This window comes from Raineyella sp. LH-20 (assembly GCF_033110965.1).
Lineage (GTDB): Bacteria > Actinomycetota > Actinomycetes > Propionibacteriales > Propionibacteriaceae > Raineyella.
Genome location: NZ_CP137003.1, coordinates 134,937 through 160,620 on the forward strand (window position 1 = coordinate 134,937; position 25,684 = coordinate 160,620).

22 protein-coding genes are annotated in these 25,684 nt (G+C 70.7%); 15 read left to right on the plus strand and 7 right to left on the minus strand.

Annotation, left to right across the window (positions count from 1 at the left end):
• Position 1 precedes the first annotated feature (1 nt).
• Entirely contained in the window at positions 2-526 is a 525-nt protein-coding gene (locus R0146_RS00570; protein WP_317690929.1) for a winged helix-turn-helix transcriptional regulator, read from the minus strand.
• A 173-nt stretch (positions 527-699) separates the two neighbouring features.
• Here R0146_RS00570 and phnG point away from each other — a divergent pair, with 173 nt between their 5' ends.
• From phnG to R0146_RS00630, 12 genes are all read left to right on the plus strand, one after another.
• A complete protein-coding gene (phnG, locus tag R0146_RS00575; RefSeq protein ID WP_317690930.1) occupies positions 700-1,191 on the plus strand; it encodes a phosphonate C-P lyase system protein PhnG in 492 nt (163 codons plus the stop codon).
• On the plus strand, positions 1,188-1,844 hold the full coding sequence (gene phnH, locus R0146_RS00580) for a phosphonate C-P lyase system protein PhnH (RefSeq protein WP_317690931.1): 657 nt from the start codon (positions 1,188-1,190) through the stop codon (positions 1,842-1,844). Before phnG ends, phnH begins: the two co-directional genes overlap by 4 nt.
• Positions 1,844-3,070: a carbon-phosphorus lyase complex subunit gene (locus tag R0146_RS00585; RefSeq protein WP_317690932.1), complete on the plus strand. Its 1,227-nt coding sequence runs from the start codon at positions 1,844-1,846 to the stop codon at positions 3,068-3,070. The genes phnH and R0146_RS00585 overlap by 1 nt, the downstream gene beginning before the upstream one ends.
• The gene (locus R0146_RS00590; protein ID WP_317690933.1) at positions 3,067-3,981 is read left to right on the plus strand and encodes an alpha-D-ribose 1-methylphosphonate 5-phosphate C-P-lyase PhnJ; all 915 of its coding nucleotides are present in this window, start codon (positions 3,067-3,069) and stop codon (positions 3,979-3,981) included. Before R0146_RS00585 ends, R0146_RS00590 begins: the two co-directional genes overlap by 4 nt.
• Positions 3,978-4,766 (plus strand): phosphonate C-P lyase system protein PhnK, encoded by a 789-nt coding sequence (gene phnK / locus R0146_RS00595; RefSeq protein ID WP_317690934.1) that lies wholly within the window; start codon positions 3,978-3,980, stop codon positions 4,764-4,766. Before R0146_RS00590 ends, phnK begins: the two co-directional genes overlap by 4 nt.
• Before the next feature lie 2 nt (positions 4,767-4,768).
• Complete coding sequence (gene phnL, locus R0146_RS00600) at positions 4,769-5,485, plus strand: phosphonate C-P lyase system protein PhnL (RefSeq protein ID WP_317690935.1); 717 nt, start codon at positions 4,769-4,771, stop codon at positions 5,483-5,485.
• Positions 5,482-6,372, plus strand: coding sequence for a DUF1045 domain-containing protein (locus R0146_RS00605; RefSeq protein ID WP_317690936.1), 891 nt, complete (start codon positions 5,482-5,484; stop codon positions 6,370-6,372). The genes phnL and R0146_RS00605 overlap by 4 nt, the downstream gene beginning before the upstream one ends.
• Positions 6,369-7,538, plus strand: coding sequence for an alpha-D-ribose 1-methylphosphonate 5-triphosphate diphosphatase (locus R0146_RS00610; RefSeq protein ID WP_317690937.1), 1,170 nt, complete (start codon positions 6,369-6,371; stop codon positions 7,536-7,538). The genes R0146_RS00605 and R0146_RS00610 overlap by 4 nt, the downstream gene beginning before the upstream one ends.
• Positions 7,539-7,810: 272 nt before the next feature.
• The gene (locus R0146_RS00615; protein WP_317690938.1) at positions 7,811-8,785 is read left to right on the plus strand and encodes a phosphate/phosphite/phosphonate ABC transporter substrate-binding protein; all 975 of its coding nucleotides are present in this window, start codon (positions 7,811-7,813) and stop codon (positions 8,783-8,785) included.
• Between the two features lie 21 nt (positions 8,786-8,806).
• Positions 8,807-9,670: a phosphonate ABC transporter ATP-binding protein gene (gene phnC / locus R0146_RS00620; protein ID WP_317690939.1), complete on the plus strand. Its 864-nt coding sequence runs from the start codon at positions 8,807-8,809 to the stop codon at positions 9,668-9,670.
• The gene (locus R0146_RS00625) at positions 9,667-11,532 is read left to right on the plus strand and encodes a PhnE/PtxC family ABC transporter permease (RefSeq protein ID WP_317690940.1); all 1,866 of its coding nucleotides are present in this window, start codon (positions 9,667-9,669) and stop codon (positions 11,530-11,532) included. Before phnC ends, R0146_RS00625 begins: the two co-directional genes overlap by 4 nt.
• Positions 11,508-11,726: a hypothetical protein gene (locus tag R0146_RS00630; RefSeq protein WP_317690941.1), complete on the plus strand. Its 219-nt coding sequence runs from the start codon at positions 11,508-11,510 to the stop codon at positions 11,724-11,726. Before R0146_RS00625 ends, R0146_RS00630 begins: the two co-directional genes overlap by 25 nt.
• A 134-nt stretch (positions 11,727-11,860) precedes the next feature.
• Here the strand turns inward: R0146_RS00630 and R0146_RS00635 are convergent, their stop codons facing one another.
• The 6 genes from R0146_RS00635 to R0146_RS00660 all read right to left on the minus strand — a co-directional run bounded on the left by R0146_RS00635 (position 11,861) and on the right by R0146_RS00660 (position 23,596).
• Entirely contained in the window at positions 11,861-18,388 is a 6,528-nt protein-coding gene (locus tag R0146_RS00635) for an anti-phage protein ProA (protein ID WP_317690942.1), read from the minus strand.
• Positions 18,389-18,499: 111 nt separating this feature from the next.
• Positions 18,500-19,129 carry a hypothetical protein gene (locus R0146_RS00640; RefSeq protein WP_317690943.1) on the minus strand — a complete coding sequence of 210 codons (630 nt, stop codon included), beginning with the start codon at positions 19,127-19,129 and terminating at the stop codon, positions 18,500-18,502.
• 417 nt (positions 19,130-19,546) lie between these two features.
• Positions 19,547-20,749: an FAD-dependent monooxygenase gene (locus tag R0146_RS00645; protein WP_317690944.1), complete on the minus strand. Its 1,203-nt coding sequence runs from the start codon at positions 20,747-20,749 to the stop codon at positions 19,547-19,549.
• A 158-nt stretch (positions 20,750-20,907) separates the two neighbouring features.
• Complete coding sequence (locus R0146_RS00650) at positions 20,908-22,074, minus strand: PucR family transcriptional regulator (RefSeq protein ID WP_317690945.1); 1,167 nt, start codon at positions 22,072-22,074, stop codon at positions 20,908-20,910.
• Between the two features lie 29 nt (positions 22,075-22,103).
• Positions 22,104-22,658, minus strand: coding sequence for a dihydrofolate reductase family protein (locus R0146_RS00655; protein ID WP_317690946.1), 555 nt, complete (start codon positions 22,656-22,658; stop codon positions 22,104-22,106).
• A 77-nt stretch (positions 22,659-22,735) separates the two neighbouring features.
• Entirely contained in the window at positions 22,736-23,596 is an 861-nt protein-coding gene (locus tag R0146_RS00660; protein ID WP_317690947.1) for an aldo/keto reductase, read from the minus strand.
• A gap of 243 nt (positions 23,597-23,839) precedes the next feature.
• Between R0146_RS00660 and R0146_RS00665 the strand changes: the two genes are divergently transcribed.
• The 3 genes from R0146_RS00665 to R0146_RS00675 all read left to right on the plus strand — a co-directional run bounded on the left by R0146_RS00665 (position 23,840) and on the right by R0146_RS00675 (position 25,669).
• Complete coding sequence (locus tag R0146_RS00665; RefSeq protein ID WP_317690948.1) at positions 23,840-23,998, plus strand: hypothetical protein; 159 nt, start codon at positions 23,840-23,842, stop codon at positions 23,996-23,998.
• A gap of 589 nt (positions 23,999-24,587) precedes the next feature.
• The gene (locus R0146_RS00670) at positions 24,588-25,094 is read left to right on the plus strand and encodes an excisionase family DNA-binding protein (RefSeq protein ID WP_317690949.1); all 507 of its coding nucleotides are present in this window, start codon (positions 24,588-24,590) and stop codon (positions 25,092-25,094) included.
• Positions 25,091-25,669, plus strand: a complete 579-nt coding sequence (locus R0146_RS00675) for a PIN domain-containing protein (RefSeq protein ID WP_317690950.1) — start codon at positions 25,091-25,093, stop codon at positions 25,667-25,669. Before R0146_RS00670 ends, R0146_RS00675 begins: the two co-directional genes overlap by 4 nt.
• Positions 25,670-25,684: the final 15 nt, after the last annotated feature.

A 25,684-nucleotide genomic window follows, 5' to 3' on the forward strand; every position in this document is an offset into this window, starting at 1 on the left:
GTCAGTGCTGATCGGAGTCGGGCGTCGGCGCCCGGTCGGTCGGGGCGGGGTGCAGGTCCGGGCCCTCGATGACCAGTTCGTCCTCCCGGACGCGGTGACCGGCCTCGCACCGGATCTCGACATGCGCCGCCGCCCCACACCCGGCGTGGGTCAACACGGTCGCGCCGTACGAGGTGGGCACGTGTTCGCCCGCCCAATCGAGCAGCGCCATCACGGCCGGCAGCAGGTCATGTCCGGCGTCGGTGAGGACGTACGCAGATCTGGTGCGCTGGCCGGGCTCCCGGTACGGCTCCTTGGTCAACAGACCCGCGGCGACCAGACGCTTCAGATGCTGCGCCACCTGTGCCTCGCTGGCACCCACCCGTCGACACAGGGACTCGAAGCGGGACGCGCCGTGGAACGCCTCACGCATCAACAGCATCGCGACCCGGTTGCCGACCACCGCCATCGCCCGCTCGATGCCGCACGCCTCGCCCAGCGGCTCATCTCCCCGGGCCGCGAGCCGGCCCCGAAGCTGCACACTCATGACCCTGACCCTACCGGCTGACTTTGGATTTCAAAAGTCAGCTGCCTCATCCACTCCGCAGCGACAGGCTTTCCCGCACTGTTCACCTGCTGGCCATCCAGCAGGCCCCGTCGCGTCGCCGATCACCGGATAGCGTCAAGTTATCTACTCCAGTAGACAACTTGAGAGGTGAGATGAACGACACCGCAACCGCCCACCGGCGCCGTGCGGCCCGCGCGCTCGCGCTCGCGGACACCGCACGCCTCGCCGACCTCTGGGCGGCCTGGCCGGACGCCCCCGAAGTGGAGTACCTCCGGGGCCCCGAGGCCGGGCTCGTCATGGTGCAGGGCCGCATCGGGGGCAGCGGCGACCGGTTCAACCTCGGCGAGGCGACCGTCACCCGCGCCACCGCGCTGCTGCACGGCGGCGCGCTGGGCGCCGAGCGGCTCGGCACCAGCTACGTCCTCGGCAGCGACCCGGCCCATGCCGGGCTGGCGGCGATCTTCGACGCCCTGCTCACCGACCCCGCCACCGCGCCGCAGGCGCTCAGCGAGGTGATCGAGCCGCTCGAACGCGAGCAGGCGCACCGCGACGATCGAGCGCGCGCCGAGGCCCACGCCACCCAGGTCAACTTCTTCACGGTGGCCCGGGAGAACCTCGGCGGCGACGAGGAGGACGACGAATGACCACCGCGGGTTCCACCGACCGCGTGCACACTCCGGCCCCCGGCTTCGCCGATCCGGTGCACGACGCCCAGCAGACGTTCCGTACGTTGCTCGACGCGCTCGCCCGGCCGACCACCGCCATCCCGCTGCCGGTCGCGGTGACCGCCCCGGGCGCGCTCACCGATGGCGCGGCGGCTGTCCTGCTGACCGTCGCCGACGAGTCCACGCCTCTGTGGTTGGACCCGACGCTGGCCGGCGACGCCGATCTCGTCGCCTGGCTCGCCTTCCACACCGGCGCCCAGCCGGTCGACGACCCCGCGCTGGCAGCCTTCGCCGTCGTCGCCACCCCCTCGGCGCTGCCGCCGCTGGCCTCGTTCGCCCCCGGCACCGACGAGGCCCCCCACACGTCCACCACGGCGATCGTCGCGACGGGACGCGCCGTGGTGGGCACCACCCCCGCAGGACACACCATCCCCGCCGGACGGACCTTCACCGCCGACGGCCCCGGCTTCCCGGTGCCCGCGCTCTGGTCCGCCCCCGGTCTGCCGGCGGACTTCGCCGCCCAGTGGGCCGACAACAGCGCCGCCTTCCCCCGCGGCGTCGACCTCGTGTTCGCCGGTGACGACACCCTCGTCGGCCTGCCGCGGACGACCCGACTCACGGAGGTGGACTGATGTACGTCGCCGTCAAGGGTGGCGAGCAGGCGATCGCCAACGCCCATGCGCTGCTCGCCAAGCGCGGCCGCGGGGAGGAGACGACCCCGCGGCTGACCCCCGAGCAGGTCCGCGACCAGCTCGGCGTCCTGGTCGCCCGGGTGATGACCGAGGGCTCGCTCTACGATCCCGATCTTGCGGCGCGCGCGATCGTGCAGAGCCAGGGCGACGCGCTGGAGGCGATCACCCTGATGCGTACGTATCGCACCACGCTGCCCCGGCTGGGGACGACCGTCGCCCTCGACACCGCCGGCCTGCCGTCGGAGCGCCGGGTCTCGGCCACCTTCAAGGACATCCCCGGCGGCCAGCAGCTCGGCGCGACGTTCGACTACACCCACCGGCTGCTCACCGATCAGGACGTCAGCGACGGGCCGACCGACGTCCCCCCGGTGCCGACCGATGACGAACCGGCCGCGCCGATGCCGCGGGTCACCGACCTGCTCGGCGCCACCGCGATGATCGAGCCCGCCGTCGACCACCCCGCCGACGAGGACCCCGAGCCCGCCGATCTGACCCGCGAGCCGACGGTGTTCCCGATGTCGCGGGCCGAACGGATGCAGGCGATCGCCCGCGGCGACGAAGGATTCCTGCTCGGGATCGGCTACTCGACGCTGCGCGGCTACGGCTCGACGCATCCGTTCGTCGGCGAGGTGCGGGTCGGTGAGGTCGAGGTGGAGATGGTCGTGCCGGAGTTCGGCCACGCCGTCTGTCTGGGCCGGATCGAGGTCACCGAGTGCCAGATGGTCACCCAGTTCGTCGGCAGCGCCACCGAGGCACCGCGGTTCACCCGCGGCTATGGGCTGGCGTTCGGCCGCTCCGAGCGCAAGGCGATGTCGATGTCGCTGGTCGACCGCGCGCTGCGCTGGGAGGAACTCGGGGAGCGGAAGGTCGCCCCCGCCCAGGACGAGGAGTTCGTCGTCGAGCACGCCGACAACGTCCAGGCGACCGGCTTCGTCGAGCACCTCAAGCTGCCGCACTACGTCGATTTCCAGGCCGAGCTGGCGCTGATCCGCAGCATGCACGCCGATCTCGGCGCCCGTGCGGCCGCCGGGACGAACGCCGACGAGACCGAGACGTACGACACCGACACGTACGAGGCCCGGGCGTACGACGACGCGGCGTACGACGCCCACCCGTACGACACCGACCCGTACGACCCCGAGGCGAAGGAGGGGACGGCCCGATGACCGCACCGCAAGCGGGGATCTTCCCCCGCATCGAGTACAACGAGGCCTACCTCGACGAGCAGACCAAGCGGGTCATCCGCCGCGCGCTGCTCAAGGGGATGGCGATCCCCGGCTTCCAGGTGCCCTTCGCCAGCCGTGAGGTGCCGATGCCGCGAGGCTGGGGCACCGGCGGCGTGCAGGTCACCGCCTCGGTGATCGGCCACGACGACACCCTCAAGGTGATCGACCAGGGCGCCGACGACACCACCAACGCGGTGAGCATCCGACAGTTCTTCGAGAAGGTGACCGCCTGCGCGACGACGACGCGCACCGACGACGCGACGGTGATCCAGACCCGGCACCGGATCCCGGAGACCCCACTGACCGAGGGCCAGATCATGGTCTACCAGGTGCCGACGCCGGAGCCGCTGCGCTGGCTGGAACCGCGGGAGTCGGAGACCCGCCGGCTGCACGCCCTGGAGGACTACGGCTCGATGTACGTGAAGCTCTACGAGGACATTTCCCGCTACGGCCACATCGCGAAGACGTACGACTATCCGGTGATCGTCAACGGGCGTTACATGATGGCGCCGTCACCGATCCCGAGTTTCGACAATGCGAAACTCCACCGCTCCCCCGCGGTACACCTGTTCGGCGCCGGCCGCGAGAAGCGCATCTATGCGGTGCCGCCCTACACCGATGTCACCAGCATCGATTTCGAGGATTTCCCGTTCGAGCCACAGCAATTCGTGACGCCCTGCGAGATCTGCGGATCGGTCGGCGTCTACATGGACGAGGTCATCACCGACGACCACGGCGCCTCGATCTTCGTGTGCTCCGACACCGACCACTGCGAGCGCACCGCCGCCCAGCAGGCCGGACCGTCGCCGGTCGAGCACGACCAGCCCACGCTGCAGGAGGCACAGGCATGACCGACACCACCCTCGAGGACGGGCCGCTGCTCAGCGTCACCGGCGCCGGGCACCGCTACGGCGAGCGCTTCGGCTGCCGCGACGTCTCGTTCGACCTGTGGCCGGGCGAAGTGCTGGCGGTCGTCGGTGAGTCCGGCTCCGGCAAGTCGACCCTGCTCGGCATGCTCGCCCAACGGCTGAGCACCGACGAGGGCTCCATCCGCTACCGTACGAACGGCTCGTTGGTCGACCTCGGCGACTTCTCCGAGCGTGACGTACGGACGCTGTGGCGCTCCGAGTGGGGCTTCGTCCACCAGGACGCGACCGCCGGACTGCGGATGCACGTCAGCGCCGGCGGCAACATCGGCGAACCGCTGATGGCCACCGGCTGGCGGCACTACGGCCGGATCCGCGCCAAGGCCGAGGAGTGGCTCGCCAGGGTCGAGATCCCCGCCGATCGGATCGACGACGCCCCGGCCACCTTCTCCGGCGGCATGCGCCAGCGGCTGCAGATCGCCCGCAACCTGGTGGTCTCGCCGCGGCTGGTGTTCATGGACGAGCCGACCAGCGGGCTGGACGTCTCGGTCCAGGCCAGGCTGCTCGACCTGATCCGCTCGCTGGTCGGCGAGCTCGGCCTCGCTGTGGTGATCGTCACCCACGACCTCGCAGTGGCCCGCCTCATCTCGCACCGCACCGTGGTGATGAAGGACGGCGGGGTCATCGAGGCCGGCCTCACCGACCGCGTGCTCGACGATCCGCAGGCCGCCTACACCCAGTTGCTCGTCTCCTCGATCCTGCAAGGATGATCGTGACCGACACCCCACTGCTCTCCGTCCACGGAGTCGACAAGACCTTCACCATGCACCTGCAGGGCGGCCAGCGGCTGCCCGTGCTGCACGGCCTCACCCTGGACGTGCACCGTGGCGAGTGCGTCGTGCTGGCCGGCCCGTCCGGCGCCGGCAAGAGCTCGGTGCTCAAGATGGTCTACGGCAACTACGGCGTCGACGCCGGCTCGATCCTCCTTGACCGGATCGGTGGCCGGCTCGATCTGGCCACCGCCAGCCCGCGCGAGGTGATCGCCGCCCGACGCGACACCATCGGCTACGTCAGCCAGTTCCTCCGGGCGATCCCGCGGGTCTCCGCGCTGCAGGTCGTCGCCGAGCCGCTGGTCGAGCGCGGCGCCTCCCACGCCGTCGCCGAGGAGCGGGCCGCCACGCTGCTCACCCGGCTCAACATCCCGGAGCGGCTGTGGAGCCTGCCGCCGGCCACCTTCTCCGGCGGCGAGCAGCAGCGGGTCAACATCGCCCGCGGCTTCATCACCGGCCACCCGATGCTGCTGCTGGACGAGCCGACCGCCTCGCTCGACGCCCGCAACCGGGAGACCGTCATCGAGCTGATCCGCGAGCAGCTGTCCGACGGTGTCGGGATGCTGGCGATCTTCCACGACGCCGAGGTGCGCGAGGCGGTCGCCGACCGCTGCATCGACGTCGAGGCGTTCCAGGCCCCCGCCGGCGCGGCCGCATGAGCCCCCGCTACGCGATCTACGCGCTGCCCGGTGCGGTGGCGCCGGACCCGCTGCGCCGGCTCGCCGAGGCGTGGATCGGGCGCACGGTCGAGGGTCGTACGGTCGAGGGTCGTACGACGGACGATCGCGGACTCGGCGGCCTGACAGACCCTGCCGCGACACCGGCTGTGACCCCGGCCGGCTGGACCCGCGACGAGCTGGACGCGATCACCGTGGATGCCCGCCGCTACGGCTTCCACGCCACCCTCAAGGCGCCGTTCCGGCTCGCCGACGGCATCACCGCCGACGACCTCGACGACCGGGTCGCCCAGCTGGCCGCCGACCTGGCGCCGGCCGTCGTCCCTCGGATCGGCCTGCGGCTCATCGACGGCTTCTACGCGCTGACGGCCGGCGATCCGGCCCCTGGACTCCATGCCCTGGCCGACGCCGTAGTCCGTACGCTCGACGACCTGCGTGCCCCGCTGACCGACGCCGATCGCGCTCGTCGCCACCCCGAGCGGCTCAGTGCGCGTCAGCGCGAGTTGCTCGACGCATGGGGCTACCCGTACGTGTTCGACGAGTTCCTGCCCCACCTGACACTCACCGACCGGATCGCCGAGCCCGACCGGCCGCGGGTGTCTGCGGCGCTGGCCGAGCACTTCGAGGGCCAGTTGGACCGGGACGTGGCGGTCGACGCGTTGTGCGTGTTCGTCGAGCCCGCACCGGGCAGCCCGTTCGTCCTCCGGTCCGTCCACCCGCTCCGGGGCCTGCTCCCCCACGGCCCGCTCGACCGCGCCGCAGGCCCCTTCCACCACGACCCCGATCTCCTCGACGACAACCTCCTGGACGTCAACCCCCTCACCCCACCCGAGCCCGCCGCGGCGGGCGACCGAGAAGGAGAAGCATGAGCAGCGAGCATGTCCTGACCAACGCCCGGGTCGTCCTGCTCGACGAGGTCGTCAGCGGCTCCGTCGTCGTCCGTGACGGTCGGATCGCCGACCTCGATGCCGGCTCGACCCGGCACGGCGAGGACCTCGCCGGCGATTACCTGCTGCCCGGCATCGTCGAGCTGCACACCGACCACCTGGAGCAGCATTTCGAACCGCGGCCCGGCACGCACTGGGACCCGGTCGCCGCCGTCCTGTCCCACGACGCGCAGCTCGGCGCGTCGGGTGCGACGACCGTCTTCGACGCGGTCCGCCTCGGCAGCACCCCGAACGCGAAGGACGCCGCGCCCGCCAACGCGCACCGGCTCGCCGAGGCGATCGACCATGCCGCCGTCGCCGGCCTGCTGCGGGCCGACCACTGGATCCACCTGCGCTGCGAGGTCTCCGCGCCGGACTGCCTGACGTCCTTCGAGTCGTTCGAGGAGTCCCCGCGGGTCCGGCTCGCGTCACTGATGGACCACACCCCGGGCGAGCGCCAGTACGCCGATCTGGAGGCGTTCCGTACGTACATGGTCGGCAAGCGGCACATCCGCACCGACCAGTTCGACGACCACGTCGCGGCCCTCAAGGAGGCGTCCTCGGTGCACGCCGCACCGCACCGGCTCGCGATCGCCGAACGGGCGCGGGAACGCGGTATCGCGCTCGCCACCCACGACGATGCGACCGAGGCGCACGTCGCGGAGTCGACGGCGCTCGGCGTCGACATCGCCGAGTTCCCGACCACCGTCGAGGCGGCCCGGGCGGCCGTGGCGGCAGGCCAGCGGGTGGTGATGGGCGCGCCGAACATCGTCCGCGGCGGCTCGCAGTCGGGCAACGTGGCGGCGGCCGAACTGCTCGAGCTGGGCTACCTGCACATCCTGTCGTCGGACTACGTGCCGGCCAGCCCGCTCCAGGCAGTCGTCCGTCTGGTGGCCACCGGCGCGCTGAGCATGGCACAGGGCGTCCAGCTGATGAGCACCAACCCGGCGCAGGCCGTCGGCCTCACCGACCGCGGCGAGATCGCCACCGGCCTGCGGGCCGACCTGGTGCGGGTGCATGTGCACGAGGTGCCGTCCGCCGTCCCGACCGACGAGCACCACGTCCCGGTGGTGCGCAGCGTCTGGCGGGAGGGTCGCCGGGTCTCCTGAACCGTACGGCGGCGGTCCTCGTACGCCGCCGGCGTCGTACGACACAACAGATCAGCCTCACCCAATCGAATATCAAGCACCTCGACGGAAATACGCTCGAGGAATTTGACGCATATTCTTATCAAGATTCAAGGTGAACAAGAGGCAAATCTCTTTGCGGCCGAAATTCACCTGAGGACCACTTTCCGGTCGCCCGCCATCCACCTTCTTTTCCTACCGTTTTGATCGCACACGCCACCCCGACCACGGTGTGCCAACCGAAAGGCTCCCTGATGCATCTGTCCGCCCCCAAGCGCGTCATCGCGGCCGCCACCGCGGCGCTGCTCGCCTCCGCCGTCCTCGCCGGCTGCGCCACCGGCTCCGCCACGTCCGGCACCACCGCCAAGGCCAGCTCCAGCGCCGGCTGGGCCAAGGCCGAGGGCACCATCGTCTTCGGCGCCACGCCCGACCAGGCCGGCTCCGACTCGAACAACAAGCCGCTCGAGGACTACATCGCCAAGCAGACCGGCTACAAGGTCGAGTACTACCCCACCGCCGACTACACCGCACTGATCGCCGCCGCCGTCGCGGGCAAGATCGACGTCATGTCGTCCGGCGCCCTGCAGTACGTGATGGCCGTCAACAAGGGCGCCAAGCTCGAGCCGGTCGCCGCCACCCTCACCTCCCCCGACGTCGACGACCCGGGCTACTACTCCGAGGCCATCGCCCCGGCCAGCTCGACCATCAAGACCCTCGCCGACGCGAAGGGCAAGAAGGTCTGCTTCGTCGACCCGAACTCGACCTCCGGCTTCCTCTTCGGCCTCTACCAGCTCTCGAAGGCCGGTCTCGACGTCACCGCCACCGGCACCGACCCGAACGGCAACCCGACGTTCAAGGACTTCACCCCCTTCTTCGCGGGTGCTCACGACAAGTCGGCCCAGGCCATCGCGAGCGGCCAGTGTGACGTCGGCTTCGCGGAGGACACCGAGGCCGAGCCGGTCGTCTCCTCGGGCAAGGCCAAGCTCATCACCAAGGAGTACGTGCCCGGCGGCCCGCTGTCGATCTCCTCGACCCTCCCGGCCGACGTGAAGACGAAGCTCTCCGACACCCTCAGTGGCGCCTCGGTCGAAGCGATCACCGCGTCCGGTGTCCCGCTCACCGACGGCTTCAAGGAAGGCTACTTCGGCGCCAAGAAGGAGGACGCCGCCTACTACACGTCCATCACCAATCTCTGCACGTCGATCCCGGCCGCCAAGTGCGCCAAGTGACCTGCGGAACGGAGTGACACCATGAGCGGTACGACGATCTCCCCTGCCATCTCGGTCACCGGGCTCTCGAAGTACTTCAGCCAGACGCGAGCGCTCCACAACGTCACCATGACGGTGGAGCGGGGGGAGGTCGTCGTGCTGCTCGGGCTGTCCGGCTCCGGCAAGTCGACCCTGCTGCGCCACCTCAACGGCCTGGAGTTCCCCTCCCAGGGCCGGGTCCACGTCCTCGACCAGGAGGTGCAGACGCTGCGGCCGAAGGCACTGCGCGCTCTGCGCGGCCGGGTCGGGATGATCTTCCAGCAGTTCGAACTCGTCGGGTCGCTGACGGTGCTCGAGAACGTGCTCACCGGCGCCCTCGCCCGGCTGGCGGGTCCCCGCCTCGGGCTGTGGGCCTACCCCAAGCCGCTCAAGCTCGCCGCGCTGACCCACCTCGATCGCGTCGGCCTGCTCGAGAAGGCCTACCAGCGCGCCGACCAGCTGTCCGGCGGACAGCAGCAGCGGGTCGCGATCGCCCGCGCGCTGATGCAGAACCCCGAGATCCTGCTAGCCGACGAGCCGGTGGCCAGCCTCGATCCCGAATCGAGCACGCAGGTGATGGCGCTGATCCGCCAGATCGCCGCCGACGACGGCCTGACCGTGGTGTGCAGCCTGCACCAGATCGACCTCGCCCTCGGCTGGGGCGACCGGATCGTCGGCCTGCGCGACGGCGAGGTGGTGCTCGACACCAGCACCACCGGTCTGACCCGGGCGGAGGCGATGCAGATCTACGGTCGTACGACCGCTGCCGACGAGTTGGCCGCGCTCGACCGCCAGCTGGCCGACGTCGACACCGACGTACGCCTCGCCGGCGCCGGCGCCGCGTCGACCGAGGACGGTGCGCAGTGACCGCCCCGCTGACCGCCGTACGCCCCGATCCGGCCGCGGCGGTCGCGTCCGTCGCCGCCCGGGCGCCCCGGCGCCGAGTCGCCGTCGACCGGGTGGCCGGCCTCGGCGTGATCGTGGCGATGCTGGCCTTCGGGGTCTACTCGCTGACGACGCTCGACTTCACGACGGCCAATCTCAGCGCGAGCATCACCACCGCGGTCCGTACGTTCAGCCTGATGGACCCGATCAGCCTGCCCGGCCCGGCCGACCTCGCCTACCTGATCGGCCTGACCGTCGGCATCGTCATCCTCGGCACCCTGCTCGCCGCGCTGCTGTCGGTCCCGGTCGCCTGGATCGCCGCGGACAGCACCACCCCGGCCGGCTGGCTGCGCTGGGTCGGCCGGGCGATCGGCGTGATCACCCGGGCGGTCCCCGACGTCGTGCTGGCGCTGGCCTTCGCGCTCACCTTCACCCTCGGCAGCCCGTTGCCCGGCATCTTCGCGATGGGCATCCACTCGATCGGGATGATCTCCAAACTCTTCGCCGATGCGATCGAACGCGCCGACGACGGGCCACGGCTGGCGATCCGCGCGGCCGGAGGAGGCCGCGCACAGGAGTTCTGGGCGGGCGTCTTCCCCCAGGTGCTCCCGTCCTGGATCGCGACCGTCCTGCTGCGCTTCGACATCAACCTGCGGGGCTCGGCCATCCTCGGCTACGCCGGCGTCGGCGGCCTGGGCTACGCGATGCGGGTCGCCTTCCAGCAGTTCCCGACCGGTTATGGTCGCGGCCTCGGCCTGGCGGCCGTCATCTTCGTGCTGTGTGTGGTGCTGGAGATCGTCTCCTCGACCGTACGACGCACCCTGCTCGGCGTCGACCCGGTCGGTGTCGGGATCGGCGACCGGGTCCTCCGAGCGGTGACGCGCAGCCGACGGGCGACGCGACGCGTCCGCCCGACGGCAGCAGCCGGTGCTGCGCGAGTTGACACAGCCGACGTGGGCACCGCCGGGACCGCCGGGACCGCCGGGACCGTCCACACGGTCGGCCTCGCCGGCACCCGGCCCGCCCGCTCGTCCGCCGCCGGCCACTCCCGCTCGGTCGAGGCGATGCTCCGGCGGCCGTGGACCGCCGACCGGATCCGCAACGCCAGCTGGACCATGATCGCCGTCGCGCTGATCATCGCGAGCTGGTGGTGGGCCGATGTCGACTTCTCCCAGATCACCTGGGAGTACCTGGTGCCGACGCTGCAGAGCTTCTGGCCGCCGACCGTCGGCAGTCACACCTTCGGCGAGTTCGCCCAGGGGATGCTGGTGACGATCCAGGTCGCCTTCGCCGCCGCCCTGCTGTCGCTGGTGATCTCCCTGGTGATCGGCTCGCTGGCCGCCCGCAACGTTGCGCCGTCGGGCCGCGTACGCTCCGTCTTCCGTTTCGTGCTGGTGATCTTCCGCGGCGTGCCCGAGCTGGTCCTCGCGATCTTCCTGATCATGATCACCGGACTCGGCAACCAGGCCGGTGTTGTCGCGCTCGCCTTCGGCGGCATCGGCGTGCTCGGCAAGCTGATCGCCGACTCGTTCGAGGAGGTCCCGCACAGCCTGGAGCGCGCGGTCACCGCGACCGGCGCGACCCGCGCCCAGCGGTTCTTCGCGGCGACCTGGCCGGTCGGGCTGCCGTCGCTGATCGGCAACTCGATCTACCTGGTCGACACCAACATCCGCGCAGCGACGCTGCTCGGCATCGTCGGCGGCGGTGGCGTCGGCTTCTACATCACCCAGGCGTCGACCGTGCTGCAGTTCCACGGTCAGGTGACGGTGCTGGTTGCCATGGTCTTCATCACCGTGCTGGTCATCGAGGGCATCGCGGCGTGGCTGCGGCGGGTGTACCGCTGAACGGCGCCCGTCGCGCCGCGGTCGGCCGTACGACCCTTGCGACCGCGGCGGAGATGGCGCGGGTCGCCCGGGTCGGCGTACGGCGGATGCAGGAGACCTCGCCGCGGAACCGGGGCGTACGCCGCGCCGGGTCCTCCTCGACCTACGGCTGGACCGGGCCCGGGCCGACCTGCGAGGCGGCGAACGTACGGTGAGCGAGGTGGCGTCGGCGGGGGGGTCACGAACCCCGGGCGATTCGCCGCGGCCTACCGCAACCGGTTCGGGGTGCTGCCCTCCGCGGAGGGCGTCGGGAACCGACCGGGCGCTAGGTCCTTCTCCCATACGGACGTCAGCGTGCCCCGGCGGCCCCCTGTAATGCCGCCGAGATCCGGGCGGCGATCCCCTCCGTCAGCCGCTTGCCGCCCAGCACGCCGAGCACAAGGCGCTCGAGTTCCTCGGGATCATCGGCGTGGGTGCGGCTGGCGATGTTGCGCATTTCCTGGGGGTGGACGTCGTCGATGGTCAGTCCGGCGGTGACCAGTGCCTCGGGGCGGTAGCCACGGAAAGCGTACGGCTCGACGTCGGCGGGCCAGACGAACCCGTCGGCGTCGCGGCGGAAGCCCACCTCGCTGAGGATGTCGAGGGTCGACTCCCGGCGGGTCTGCCGGACCCGGCGCAGGTCGAAGGCGGCGCAGGTCAGGCTGACCAGGCGTTCCTCCCGGATCGGGTACTCGACGTCGACGATCTCGCGGGCCACCTGCTGGACGGCGGCGCGGGCCTCGTCCTCGCTGTCGGCGGCGTTGAGCATCGCCTGGTCGCCGACGATCCGCACCTGCCAGGCCGCGAAGGCCGACCGGCCGTCGGGGTCCCGGCGCGTCGTCGTGCCCTCGGCAGCAGGTGTCGCCTCCGTGAGGCCGGGCGCCGTCGACCGCTCGGCGGACCGCAACGCCGGCATCGGTCCCGAGGTCGCGGCATCCTCCTCGCCTCCGGGCGGCGTCGACGCCATCGCCCGGGACGGGGTGGTCGCTCCCCCGTCGATCCCGTCGACTCCATCCAGCACGTCGACCCCATCCAGCTCGTCGGCCCCGTCCAGCTCGTCGAGCTCTGCCCGGCGCGGAGCAGGGCCGTCCTCGACCGGCTCGTGCTTGTCGGTCAGCTCCGCGGCAGCCCGCCGCGTGGCCTCGACCAGACGGTCGACCACCGCCCCGGAGTCATCGAGCCATTCGGGCAGCCAGACCCGCTGGACGTCGGGCCAGTGCAGCATCCCGCCGAGCACATCGACGGGCAGGGCGTCGCGATCGCCCGTGGTCGCGCGCTGCGACCAGGGCACCGAATCGAGCAGCACGGCGACCAGCGGTCGACCGGCGTTCCCGTCCGGCCCCGGCACGGCGAGCACGAGGTCGATGCGGAAATCGGACAGGCCCACCGCGGTCTGGACGAGCAGCCCGCGGGCGCGCAGGGCCTCGGCGACCTCGTCGCGATGCCGGTCCACCTCCACTCGGCCCTTGCCGCCGCGGTAGCGCAGCGCCGTGGTCCCCCGCTCGGCGACCTCGAGGTAGGCCCGCAGGTCGCGCAGGCCTTCCGAGGAGGTCTCCTCCACCCGCAGGTCCTGCGGTGCGAAGCTGGAGAAGATCACCACCTCGCGCCGTGCCCGGGTGATGGCGACGTTGAGGCGCCGCTCGCCTCCGGAGCGGTTGAGCGGGCCGAAGTTGAGCGGCAGGACGCCCTTGGCGTTCTTGCTGAACCCGGTCGAGAAGAGGATGGTGTCGCGTTCATCGCCCTGGACGTTCTCCAGGTTCTTCACGAACACGCCCTCCGGGTCCTCCAGCGCGTCGGTGACCCGCTCGTCGTCGAGATCACGCAGCAGGTTCTCGATCAGATTGCGCTGTTGGATGTTGAACGTGACCACGCCCAGCGACGGCAGGCTCTCCGGGGAGGCCTCGAAGCGCCGGCGGATCTCGTCGACCACCGCCTGGGCCTCGACCAGGTTGGTCCGCAGCAGCTTGCCGCGGCCCTCCCGCTGGAACTGCCCGTCGACCCGGACCAGCCGGATCCCTCGACCATCGCCGGCCGCTCCACCGGGGGCGACCGGGGCGGGGAAGGACGACAGCCTGCCCTCGTAGTACTGCTGGTTGCTGAACGCGATCAGTGACTCGTCCTGGCTGCGGTAGTGCCACGACAGCCACACCCGCGGGACGCCGGCCTGGATGCATTCGGTGAGGATCGATTCCTCGTCCTCGACCGTCTCGACCTCGGTCTGCTCGTCGGTCTCCGCCGTCACCGCGCTGGCTTCAGCGATCGAGGTCGGCGGCATCTGCTTGCTGTCCCCGACGACGACCGCGGAGCGGCCCCGCCCCATCGCTCCGATCGCGTCGGCGACGCGGATCTGGGAGGCCTCATCGAACACGACCAGGTCGAACAGCTGGTGGTCCGGTGGGAAGAACCGGGCCGCGGAGTCCGGACTGACCAGGACGCAGGGAGTGATCTCGGTGATCAGGTCTCCGTACTCGGCGATCAGGGCCCGGATCTCGACGCGTTTGCGGCCGGTCAGTCGCCGGGTCAGTTCGCCGATCCGGCTGCGGCCGGTGGATCGGACGAACGTACGCCGATCAACGATCTCCTGCGGCAGCACGGTCCGCAGCTGCTGGCGGACCACCCCGGCGGTGGTGCTGAACCGTTCGACGTCCTGGCCATGACGCTCCCGGTCGAACGAGATCAGCCCGGTGGCGCGCATCCGCTCGCCGAGGGCCGCCCGGGCCAGACCGCTCTGCAGCCCCAGCCGGGCGTCCTCCCGGGAGAGCCCGCCGTCCAGATAGGCGGAGTACGCGGCGTGCAGTCCGCTGTCAGCCAGCGGCTGCAGCGCGGTGAGCAGGTCATTCCAGCGTCGCCAGGTGACCGGTGTCAGGTGCGCGGGAGCGGCATGTTCGCGGCGATCGGTCCATCGGGTCAGGAAGCCCTGCTCCCACGGCGACACGTACGGTTCGAGCGCGACCAGCGCCGCCTCCACCCGCGCCAACGCCTCGGACCGCGGCCCTGGACCGTTCTGCGGTGGCCGCGGGGCGGCGTACGCGTCGGCCAGCAGAGCCTGTGCCCGGGTGAGGTCGGGCCCGGCGCCGGGCCAGGCGAGCTGAGCGACCCAGGTGAGATAGTCCAGCCAGCGGAGCGCCTCGGCGCGATGCTCCGGATCGTACGGGTGCCAGTCGGGCGGCAGTTGCAGCCCTTCGAGGTCGCGGACCCGTTGGGCGACCGCGGTGCCCTTCTCCTGGAGCAGGACGAGGTCGTCGAGCAGCCCGCCGAAGGTGCTCTCGTCGACGGTCGCCTCGGGACGGCGGTACCGGTCGACCTGCTGGATCACCCGGCGCCGCTGACGGCCGCCGAAGATCTTTCCCTCGACCGCGCGCCACTCCTGGCGGATGCCGGCGAGGTCGAAGTGGAGCACCGCCAGGTCGTACGTCGCGGCCACCTGGGCGGGCAGCCGGTCCATCATCGCGAGGTCGGCGCGCAGGGCGTACGCCGCCTGCTGCCAGTCCGGGCCGACGGTGGCGCTGAGCACTCCCCAGGTCATCCACGGCTGGGCCTCCAGGGCGGCCAGCTGCTGCAGGTGCGTACGGTCCGGGAGGTGGTGGACGATCCCGCGCAGGTCGGGGGCGACGCGGGTCAGGTCGGCGATCGCCGCGTCGAGCTCGGTGGCGGCCGCGTAGAACAGGTCCTCGGCCCCGTCCGGGAGCGGGCGGCCGATCACCTGCCAGGGCACCGATTCCTCGTCGGTCAGCACGGCACCGAGGTCGCTGATCGATTCGGCCGCACGGCGCAGGGCGTCGAGCGCCGGCACGGACGCCCGGTGGACGAAATCCTCGTCGACCGGCGCCGGAGTGACCTCGCCCAGCGCGAGCAGCTTGGTGTGAGCGGTGTAGGCGGACAGGTCCAGCGCGTTCTTGCCGTGCACCTGGTCGCGGTAGCCGGCCAGCCGGCGGCGGGCCTGCTCCATCCGGGTGCTGCTGGTCTGCAGCCCCTGCAGGTCGGGGGTGGGCAGGTACTCCAGCGCTGCCCGGAGCTTGGCCTTCACCGCAGCCGGCTTCTGGCCGCGATCGTGCAGGTTGAGCACGAACGGACCGACACCGACATCGTCGAGGCGCTTGCTGACGACCTCCAGGGCGGCCTGTTTCTCGGCGACGAACAGCACCTTCTTGCCGTCGGCCATCGCTCGGGCCAGCAGGTTGGTGATGGTCTGTGACTTCCCGGTGCCGGGCGGCCCCTCGATCACCAGGGTGCGGCCGGCGAGCGCCAGCTGGATGGCACGGGCCTGGCTCGAGTCCGCCTGCACCGGCAGCCGGGCGGTCAGCTCGTCCAGATCGGTCGGATCCGGGTCGGGCACCGGGTCGTCGAACATCGCCGTCGGCATGTGCACCAGGTGGTGCACCAGCGGGTTGGCGGTCAGTGGCTGCCACGCTTCGGCAAGGTCCTTCCACAGCCGGAACTTGCCGAACTGCAGGATGGCCAGGTCGATCTGCGGTTCGACGGTGAACGGGAGACGGGCCTCGGTCATCGCCATCCGGATCGCGGTGAACAGCGCGTCGATGTCGAGTCCCGCACCATCCTCGGCCGGCTCGGCGAAGCCGGGGATGGACAGACCGTGCTCCTTGTACAGCCTCTCGAGCAAGGAGTAGTTGGGTGTCGAGGTGCCGGTGTCGTCCAGGCTGAGCGTGTAGAGGTGGCCGCCGCGGGCCGGCCGCAGGGTCACCGGCAGCAGCACCAGCGGCGACCACAGTTCCTTGCCGCCGGAGGTCCAGCGCAGGTTGCCGACCGACAGGTAGAGGTTGTTGGCGCCGGACTCCTCGATGATGGTCCGCGCCGTGCGAGCGAGCGTACGCAACGCGGCGGTGTACTGCTCGCTCGTCGCCCCGACGAAGGCCACCTTGGAGGTGAAGAGGTACTCCTCGATCACCTCGCCGGGCAGATCACCGGCCCGCTGGACACCCGCCTGGGCGTAGGTGGCCGGCACCTGGTCCATCGGTCGCAGCGTGACGGAGGCACCGCGGATCAGGGCGTCCTCGAAGTCCCCCAGCCGATGCTCGGGCACCCACAGCGGGAAGCGAGCGGAGCGGGGGAAGTTCAGCAGCCGGTTGCGCAGGCTGAGGTCGAGCAGGGCGTTCTTCCACTGTTCGATGCGGGCCGGCTCGCCGGGGCCGGCCGGGCGTACGGTCCCCTGCTGCGGCGTACGCTCCTCGACGGCGAGCTGGGGGCGGGAGTGCTGTGGGGTGTATTCGACGACCTGGACGGTGCCGTCGTCGAGCCGGGTGCGGCTGGGCAGCGGGATGATCCGGTCGCGGGTGCGCAACAGGTGGACGTCGCCGATGAGTTGGGACGCGGCCGAGCCGTCGATGAAGCCGCCGTGCAGGAACCGTTGCGCCAGCCGGCGGTGCATCTGCTCCCAGTCGACCGGCTCGGGCTGGGCGATCGCCGTGGTCTCGACCAGCTGGATGGCCCGCATGTCGACGTAATTGGTGAGGTCCTCGGGCAGGCTGGTGGAGGTGTCGACGCCGGGGGCCTCGGTGCGCCAGTAGCCGACGAAGATGTGCCCGTCGGCGAGCCAGAGCAGCGGATGCAGGCCGGCGAATTCGAGTGCTGCGGCGTACGCGACGGTGGTGTCGAGGCAGGTGCCCTGTTTGTTGCCGGACAGCACCTCGTCAGGGGTCCGGATCAGCTGGGTGAGCCCCACCCAGTTCGCCGGCGGCTCCACATAGCGGATGTCACGCGCCTGCATCGCCTCGAAGATCGCCCGGGCGATCTGGTCGACCCGCTCCGGGTCGCCGGACTGGTAGCCCTCCAGACTCCCGCTGGCACCCTGGCGTGCGAGCAGATCGGAGGCCTCTCGGGCCAGCTCCGCAACGGCCGGAGCGTTGGGCTGGACGAAGCTCGCCAGGGTCTCCACCGACAGGTCCAGCACTCGACTGCGGCCGGTCGGGCGGCCGGCGGCATCGAGGACGGGCTCGGCCAGCAGCTGCCACAGCCGCGGCGCGAGGACCCCGAGCGTGGTGGCAGAACGGGCGATCTCGGTGCCGTGCCGCCGCAGCACGGCGGTGAGGACCGCCTCCTGGGCGTCCTCCAGGCGTTCCAGACGGCGAAGGTCGACCAGCGGCACCAGCAGGGCGCGCCGCTCCCGCTCCGAGAGCCCCTCGCTCTCCAGGCCGAGCGGCAGGCCGACCTCGGCGCCCAACGGACCGGCCGGACCGGTCAGCGCGAGATCGAGGTGCCACCCGGGCCGCCCCCACTCGGGTCGGTCGACGAGGTCGACCGCGACGGGCAGCTGGCGCATGTGCGCCTGGGCGTAGGAGTACACGGCCGGGACGTGCAGGTGGACGTACGCGTCCAGGCCCAGCTGCCGGCCGACCGGAGCGGGGCAGTCCGCGGCGACGTCGACCGGGACGACGGTCGGTTGCTCACCGCCGTGCCGCATCGCACCCTCCGCCTCACGCACCTGTTCGGCGGCCGCGTCCAGACCGAGGGCGGTGAGCAGCGCGATCACCGTGTAGAAGGCATCGGCGATCGCGGCGCTGGAGGCGACCGCGGCGGGCGACGGGCCGGCGAGGTCGTCGACCAGGTCGCGGGCGGCGCGTACGCGTGCCTGCTGCGCCTCGTCGAGCCCGAAGCGCTCGGTCGCGACCTCGGGGATGGCCAGCAGGTCGAGCTGGAGTCGTACGTCGGACGGGATGAACGCCGCGGCGGCCGCTCGGTCGCCCGCGCGCTCCTGGAGGAACTCGACCCAGGTGTGACGTCCGCCGCTCTGCTGCCAGACGCGGTCGAGATGGTCGCGCACCGCGGGCACCACGACCCGGATGATCACGGCGTTCAGCTCGTCCTGCGCAGTCCAGTCCATCGTGTGGTGTCCTCCCCCTCATGCCGTACGCGGCACGTCCCGTCACAGGTTATTGGACACGATGCCTCTGACATTCCGGGGTATATCGTTGCACTCGCCCTTCGCCGCGCGTCAGGCCGAGGCCGTGTCCCGCCCCAACCCCGCACACAGCGGCAAGATCTCGGAGCCGATGGCGAAGAGTGAGCCCAGCGGTTCCCGTCGACGCCCGTCGGTCCACGCGCCCTTGACCTTGGGGAAGACGACCAGTTCGAGGGCCCCGGGAGACCGATCGAACCGCCGTTGCGAGGAAACGATCACCCGGCAGTCGATGCGTTCCACGAAGCGGCGGACCGAGGCGATCAGGGCTGTCCAATAGGCGTCCTCGCTGATGGCGGCCACGCCGGGCGCCCGCTTGCGCGGGGGCTCGATCACCAGCCCCAGCGAAGCGTCCGCCATCATCTCCTCGGACATCCGCCCACCACCCGTACGCCGGTTGGGTTCGAGCACTCCCCAGACGAAGGAGATGTCCTCCAGCGGTGCGTCGACGCCGTGCTCCACGACGCCGGGACGGGAGACGTGCGCCTTGATGCTGTGGCCGCGCCAGTCTTCGAAGACGTCGGCGAGACCATCGGCGAGATCCCCGATGGTCAGCCGGTCGAGGTCGTCCGGACGGAGGATCAGGATCGGCAGGTCGTCTTCCGGACGCCATTCACCGAGGACCCGCCACTCCCCCGACGCCTCGTCGATATCGACAGCTGCCATGTCTCACCTCCCTGATTCGGCCGCCGGACGCCGGTCGGCCACCTGACGCGGCGTCGCTCACCCGATCCGGTGCCCGGAAGCGCGGAGGTCGGCGAGCAGCGCCACAGGCATGGTAGGCGCTCACCGGATGTGATCCCCACCGCACACCGTGACGTACGGCCGCAGGATCTCGACAGCTGTCAGGGCACCTGTCGTCCGAGGCGACAGCACCCAGCTGAACGCTCGTCAGGGGCCCTGTCTAACATCTCAACGGCGTCCTGTTTGACATCTCAACACCGATCCGGCGCTCACCGAGTTGCATTCGCCGGCGCTCGGGGCCTCCCTCCCCAGATAACGTGGACGCACGAAGCGTACGAGGGCGCCGACACCGTCGACGACCCTCGTACGCTCAGGATCAGACCACCGGCGGCCGGCTGCTCAGAGCCAGGTGCCGCCCTGCACCTCGGACGGCTCCTGCTCGCCGGGCCGGAAGCCGTGGATCCAGTCCAGGTGCCGGTCGAACGCCCCCGGAGCGGCGAGCCGCGCGTTGCGCTCGTCGGCGCGTTCGCCGTCGGGCAGGTGCAACACGTCGGCGTGGGTCACCGAGGCGTGCTGGATCTTCCGGGTCCGGCCGCGGCGCAGCCGCTCGTATTCCGCCTGGGCCTCGCCGAGGTCGTCGTACGTCGCGAGCTGGTCGGCGAGCACGATGGCGTCCTCGATGGAGGTGTTGGCGCCCTGGCCGTGGTGCGGCACCATCGCGTGCGCGGCGTCACCGAGCAGGGTGACGCGGCCCTTCGACCAGTGGCTCAGCGGCGGCCGGTAGAACAGCGCCCACCGCTCGGTGCAGGAGACCGCGGAGACCATCTCGACGATCGCCGGGTGCCAGTCGTGGAAGCGGGCGAGCTTCTCCTCGTCATCGGTCGGGGCGATCCAGCCCTGGTGCGGCCACGGGGTGGGGTTGCGCTCGACCAGGAAGAAGTTGTGGGCGCCCTCGGCGTTGATCGGGTAGTGCAGGCAGTGCTGGCCCGGGCCCATCCAGAACTGGATGGCGTCCTTGTCGGGCATCGACGGCATCTGGTCGCTCGGGACGATGCCGCGGAAGGCGCTGGCCCCGGAGTAGAGCGCATCGTCGTAGCCGAGGAGGAGGCGTCGTACGGTCGAACGGGCACCGTCGGCGCCGATCACCAGGTCGGCGGCCGCGGTGCTGCCGTCGGCGAAGTGCAGGACGGCCTCGCTCCCGGAGTCGTCGATGCTGGTCAGCTTCTTCTTCAGGTGGATCGGGGCCATCCCGACCGCGCCGGAGAGGACGACCTGGAAGTCGGCGCGGTGGATGCCGACGTACGGGGCGCCGTAGCGGGCCCGGTAGTCCCAGCGGTGTTCGCTGACGATGCGCCCGTCGCGGCCGTCGCGGTGGATCAGCGCCTGGATCTCGTACCAGCGCTCGGCCAGCTGGGGCTCCAGGCCGAGGCGATCGATGTAGAACCGAGTGGACGCGGCGGACAGCGCCACGGCGGCACCGACCTCGCGCAGTTCCGACGCCTGTTCATAGAGGTCGACCTCCATGCCCTTCTCCCGCAGCGCCAGGGCCAGCGACAGGCCCCCGATGCCGGCGCCGACGACGGCGATCCGCAGCTTCTTCATGCGTTTCCTCCTCGTTGAGTGTGTGCTGCACCACACTAAGAAGCGGAAGGCGTTCGGTCACGAGACAAGAACGCAGACTGTACGGGCAGCCCTTCGACATATGTTCAATCGCCGTACGGTTGCTGGGGATCAGGGCGGCGCCGTACGCCTCCGACGGCTCAGATCAGGCCGGCGAGTTGGGCGATCCGCAGACCGGTGCCGAGTTCCCGGCGGAGGGTGGAGTCACCGAGGTCGACGTCGGCGAGGTCACGGATCCGGCCGAGCCGGTAATACAGCGTGGAGCGGTGGACGTGCAGCTGCTGCGCGGCGGCCGCTGCGTCGCCGCCGCGATCCAGGTAGACGTCGAGGGTGGTGAGCAGTTCCTCGCCGAGATCCGCGGCGAGGAGGCGGCGGACCGGCGCCGGCAGATCGCTCGAGGTCAGATCAGCCAGGGGGAGGCGGACGAGCACCCGGTCGATCCCGAGGGTCTCCCAGGCCGCGACGCGGGAGGATGTGCGGGTCACGCAGCTGACCCGGAAGGCGTCCCGGGCGCGCCGGAACGACTCCCCCAGTCCGGCGAGGTCACCCACGGTCGGGCCGATCCCGGCGCGGACCACCGCAAGGTCCGGGCGGTCCAGCACCCGTTCGAGCCGCCCGGCGACCACCGGGCGCGGGAACGCCAGCACGCCGGTGCCGTCGGGGAGCAGCGTGCCGATCACCGACGCGGTGCTGGTGCGGGAGACGAAGCTCAGGGTGGCCTCGACGGCGAGTTCGACCACCGCGTCGGGGTCGGTCACCTCACCGCGCCGACCCGGATCGCAGCCGAGCGCGACGGCCGAGTACTGCCGCGATGCCCCGAGCAGCCCCTCGCGGAGCAGCGCGTCGGCGGCCGTACGGCGCCCTGTCTCGTCCTCGCCCAGCAGCCCGCCGAGCAGATCGGAGGTCCGATGGCGGTCCCGCTCGGCATAGAGCGAGCGCAACGAGAGGAGGATCCCCAGCGTGGGCAGGTGCTGGGCGAGGATCTCGCGGGCCTCGGCGGGGAGAACGGTCTCGTCCGGGGCACACGGAACCAGGAGGAAGCCCACCCGCTGCCGGTTGTCGCTCAGCGCGATCAGCCGCAGCGGTCCGTGGCCGGGAAGCGTACGGACCTCCTCGTCGACCTCGAGCGACGGCACCGGCCAGGAGTCGCTGTGGGCGAGCACCGTGGACAGCCGCGCCCGGTCGGCGTCGGTCTCATGGATCGAGTAGCCGACCACACGGAGCTGCTCATCAGTGAGCACCAGCCGGCGTCGCAGGAGTTCGGACAGGTCCTGCAACGTGTCGTGGAGGTCGGCGATCGGGGCCACAGTCGGATGCTAGGCGGTCAGCCGACGCTTCAGGCGCGCCGGTAGCGCTCGTAGACCACGCCCGCCCCGTACGTCCTTGTCTCGAGCAGCTCCAGCGGGATCAGATCGGCAACGGGCGGAAAATATGGGGTGCCGCCGCCGATCACCACCGGACACCGGAACACCTGGAACTCGTCGACCAGCCCGAGCCCGATCGCCGCCGCGGCCAGACCGGCGCCGCCGATGGCGACGTTCTTGTCCGTCGCGGCGAGTGCCGCGGCGACCTCCTCGGCCACCGACCCCTCGGCCAGCCGGGCGTTGCCCTGGACGGCGTGGAGCGTACGAGTGAAGACGACCTTCGGCAGCGCGCTCCATCCATCGGCGAACGCCACCCCCAGCTCGTCGTTCCGCAGCGAGGGGTCGGTCTCCCACGGCAGCATGGTCTCGTAGAGCTTGCGCCCGCAGAGGTGGACGCCGAGCCCCAGGACCTCGTCGAGATGGGCCCGGAACCTGTCTTCGGTCGGCACCGACCAGCCGATACCGCCGTCGCGATCCTTGATGAAGCCGTCGGCCGAGACGCTCATCGAGTAGATCACCCTGCCCATGGCACTCTCCTCCCGCGTTCGCCGGCCCGCCGCATGGATGCTGCGGTCGGCCGGCGAACTCCGTACGTCCCCGGGGATCAGGCCGCAGCGAGCGCCTGCGCCTCGTCGTCGGTCAGCTCCAGATCGGCCGCCGCGCAGTTGGCCTCGAGGTGGGCCACCTTGCCGGTGCCGGGGATCGGCAGCATCACCGGCGAACGGCGCAGCAGCCAGGCCAGCGCCACCTGCGACGGGGTGGCCCCGTCGTGGGCCCGGACGATGTCATCCATCACGCTGCCCGGCCGGGCGAGCTTGCCGGCGTCCATCGGCGCCCACGGGATGAATCCGATGCCCTCGGCCGTGCAGAAGTCCAGCACGTCCTCGCTGGAGTGGTCGGCGAGGTTGTAGCGGTTCTGCACCGACGCGATGGTGAGGCCGGCAGCCTGGGCGGCCTGGATCTCCTCGACGTTCACCTGGGAGAGCCCGACGAGGCGTACGAGGCCCTCGTCGACGAACTCCTTCATCGCCCCGAACTGCTCCTCGCGCGGCACCTTGGGGTCAATGCGGTGCAGCTGCCACAGAGGGATCTGCTCCAGGCCCAGGCGGCGCAGCGACATCTGCACGCACTGGCGCAGGTACTCCGGGCGCCCGACCTGGACCCACTGGCCGGGTCCCTGGCGGGTGTGCGCGCCCTTGGTGGCGATGATGGTGTCGCCGTACCCGGTGCCGTCATGCAGCGCCTCGAAGATCAGATCCTCCGAGACGTACGGACCGTACGCGTCGGCGGTGTCGATGAAGTCCACGCCCAACTCGACCGCGCGCCGCAGCACGGCGATCGCCTCGTCGTGGTCGGCCGGCGGCCCCCAGATGCCCGGGCCGGTGATGCGCATCGCGCCGAAGCCGAGCCGCGTGACCGCCAGCTCGCCGGCCAGATTGAACTTTCCAGCTTGTGCAACTGTCATGATCTGACCCTAGTCGCGTGGTGGATAGCGACTCTTGCGAAGGGCTGGTCGAAGGCGCGTTCGTCCCGCGCAAGCGATCGTCATCCACATCTCCTCACGGTTGCCGCATCAGCAGGGTCGCGCTCTCTTCAGGGTCCCCAACCCCGACCTCGGCGACTCCAACGCGGCTTCCACGACGTACGCCTCGTGGTCCGACAATCGCCGATCTCCGACGACTGCGCTGACCCGTTCTGCCGATACGACATGCCACAGGTCGGGTACCGCGACGTGGTCGATGCTCCGGAGGTCTCCCACAGCGTGGGGCAGATCTGCCGTCGGCGCCTGAAGGCCGAGCTCATCGAGCGTTCCCTGGACAGCTGCCCGACCCGCCAAGCTGCCGGCCGTCTCCCGGCCCAGCAGTGAATGGTTCCAGTCCCCGCCCCAGACCCCGTCGGGGCGCAGGCTCCCCCGCAGCTGAGCCAGGCAGCGTTCGGTCTTCTCAGCGTGCTTCCCGGTCCCCCAGGGCTCGTCCGGCCCGCATCCGGTCCACGGCAGGATTGACGAGCAGAAGGTCCTGCCATCAACACGAGCAGCCGCGCTTGCTGGATGTGGCTCGGCCAGCGGCTCCAGTGGCCGCCGCGAGAACACTCCTGCCCAGTGCTGTCCGCGAGCCATCACGCCCGCCGTGAGGACCTTTGCGTACCCCGGAAGCTCCAGCCGCGGTGACACTTCGGTAAGCAGCAGCACGTCGCAGTCCATCCCGAGCAGCAGGTCGACATGAGTCGGCTGGTGCCGGGCGTCGAGATTCCAGGTTCCGACGCGAATGGACTCACCGCCGAGGACGGCGGCCCTGATCGCCGCCGCGGCGCTCGCCACACGTACGGGCCCGCCCTGCGCTGGCATTGGCATGGCCGGCCTCGGCGGGTCGATCACCGCTAACGCAAGTGACGCCGCTGGAGCATGACAGGAATCCATCCTTTCGAATTTTTCGAATCTTCGGTACCGTTGGGCCATGGGCACACAGACATTCGATCAGACAGTGCTGCCACCTCAGGACCTTGAGGCCATGCTGGATCTCTCCCGGTTTCTCGACCGCCACCCGGAGCCGGCGGCCCTTCTGGGGCCGGACGGACAGATGGTCCCGCTCCCCTTGGAGGTCTTCCGTGTTCTCGAGGCGGTTGCCGCGGCTATGCGCGAGGGCAAGGCCATCACGATCGCCCCCGTCGACCAGGTCCTGACCACCCAGGAGGCGGCCGACTTCCTCGGCATCAGTCGGCCTACGCTCGTGAAACTTCTGGAATCCGGCGAGATCGACTTCGAGCAACCCGGGGCAGGTCGCCATCGTCGCATACGGCTCCAGGACCTCATCGCCTACCAGGATCGTCGGCGCACCACACGGCGCCAGGCGCTCGACGACCTCACTCGCGAGGCGGCCGAAGGGGGGCTGTACGACACGGATGTCGACTACATCGCAGCGCTGAAGGCCGTTCGGAAGCGCCGCTCGAGGAGCGAAGATTGACCCGGTTCAGCGCACTCCTCGACGCATGCGTCCTGGTCCCCATCGCCCTGGCAGACACATTGCTGCGCTTGGCCGAGGCGGGCCTCTATCGTCCTCTCTGGAGCGACGCGATTCTCGACGAGATGGTGGCTGCCGTGGAGGAGATTCACCCGGACCTGGGCGACGGACGAGCCCGGCGCCGCTCCGACGTTATGCGCACGGCGTTCGAGGATGCGTGCGTCACGGGATGGGAGCCACTGCTTGCGGGTATCGAACTACCCGATGCAGACGACCGACACGTGGTGGCTGCAGCCCAGCGTGGGCGTGCAGACATCATCGTCACTGCCAACCTGACAGATTTCCCGCCATCAATCCTCAGTGGCTTCGACATCGAGATCCAGCACCCCGACGAATTCCTGTTGAATCAGCTCGACCTGGATCCTGACCGCACGATGCGCGTCCTCCATGACCAGTCGGTAGCCACACGTCGTCCGTCGATCACGATCCACGAGCTGCTGCGCCAACTCGCACGCTGCGGCGTTCCGCGCTTCGCAGAGGCGGCCAACGGCCAACTGTGGCGGATCCAGGAGGATTGATGGCGACGGGTCGTC

What these genes read in the sequence shown, in the direction of transcription:
- R0146_RS00570 (WP_317690929.1), bottom strand. Translation starts at nt 526, where the DNA reads ATGAGTGTGCAGCTTCGGGGCCGGCTCGCGGCCCGGGGAGATGAGCCG.
- phnG (WP_317690930.1), top strand. Translation starts at nt 700, where the DNA reads ATGAACGACACCGCAACCGCCCACCGGCGCCGTGCGGCCCGCGCGCTC.
- phnH (WP_317690931.1), top strand. Translation starts at nt 1,188, where the DNA reads ATGACCACCGCGGGTTCCACCGACCGCGTGCACACTCCGGCCCCCGGC.
- R0146_RS00585 (WP_317690932.1), top strand. Translation starts at nt 1,844, where the DNA reads ATGTACGTCGCCGTCAAGGGTGGCGAGCAGGCGATCGCCAACGCCCAT.
- R0146_RS00590 (WP_317690933.1), top strand. Translation starts at nt 3,067, where the DNA reads ATGACCGCACCGCAAGCGGGGATCTTCCCCCGCATCGAGTACAACGAG.
- phnK (WP_317690934.1), top strand. Translation starts at nt 3,978, where the DNA reads ATGACCGACACCACCCTCGAGGACGGGCCGCTGCTCAGCGTCACCGGC.
- R0146_RS00605 (WP_317690936.1), top strand. Translation starts at nt 5,482, where the DNA reads ATGAGCCCCCGCTACGCGATCTACGCGCTGCCCGGTGCGGTGGCGCCG.
- R0146_RS00610 (WP_317690937.1), top strand. Translation starts at nt 6,369, where the DNA reads ATGAGCAGCGAGCATGTCCTGACCAACGCCCGGGTCGTCCTGCTCGAC.
- R0146_RS00615 (WP_317690938.1), top strand. Translation starts at nt 7,811, where the DNA reads ATGCATCTGTCCGCCCCCAAGCGCGTCATCGCGGCCGCCACCGCGGCG.
- phnC (WP_317690939.1), top strand. Translation starts at nt 8,807, where the DNA reads ATGAGCGGTACGACGATCTCCCCTGCCATCTCGGTCACCGGGCTCTCG.
- R0146_RS00635 (WP_317690942.1), bottom strand. Translation starts at nt 18,388, where the DNA reads ATGGACTGGACTGCGCAGGACGAGCTGAACGCCGTGATCATCCGGGTC.
- R0146_RS00640 (WP_317690943.1), bottom strand. Translation starts at nt 19,129, where the DNA reads ATGGCAGCTGTCGATATCGACGAGGCGTCGGGGGAGTGGCGGGTCCTC.
- R0146_RS00645 (WP_317690944.1), bottom strand. Translation starts at nt 20,749, where the DNA reads ATGAAGAAGCTGCGGATCGCCGTCGTCGGCGCCGGCATCGGGGGCCTG.
- R0146_RS00655 (WP_317690946.1), bottom strand. Translation starts at nt 22,658, where the DNA reads ATGGGCAGGGTGATCTACTCGATGAGCGTCTCGGCCGACGGCTTCATC.
- R0146_RS00660 (WP_317690947.1), bottom strand. Translation starts at nt 23,596, where the DNA reads ATGACAGTTGCACAAGCTGGAAAGTTCAATCTGGCCGGCGAGCTGGCG.
- R0146_RS00665 (WP_317690948.1), top strand. Translation starts at nt 23,840, where the DNA reads ATGCCACAGGTCGGGTACCGCGACGTGGTCGATGCTCCGGAGGTCTCC.
- R0146_RS00670 (WP_317690949.1), top strand. Translation starts at nt 24,588, where the DNA reads ATGGGCACACAGACATTCGATCAGACAGTGCTGCCACCTCAGGACCTT.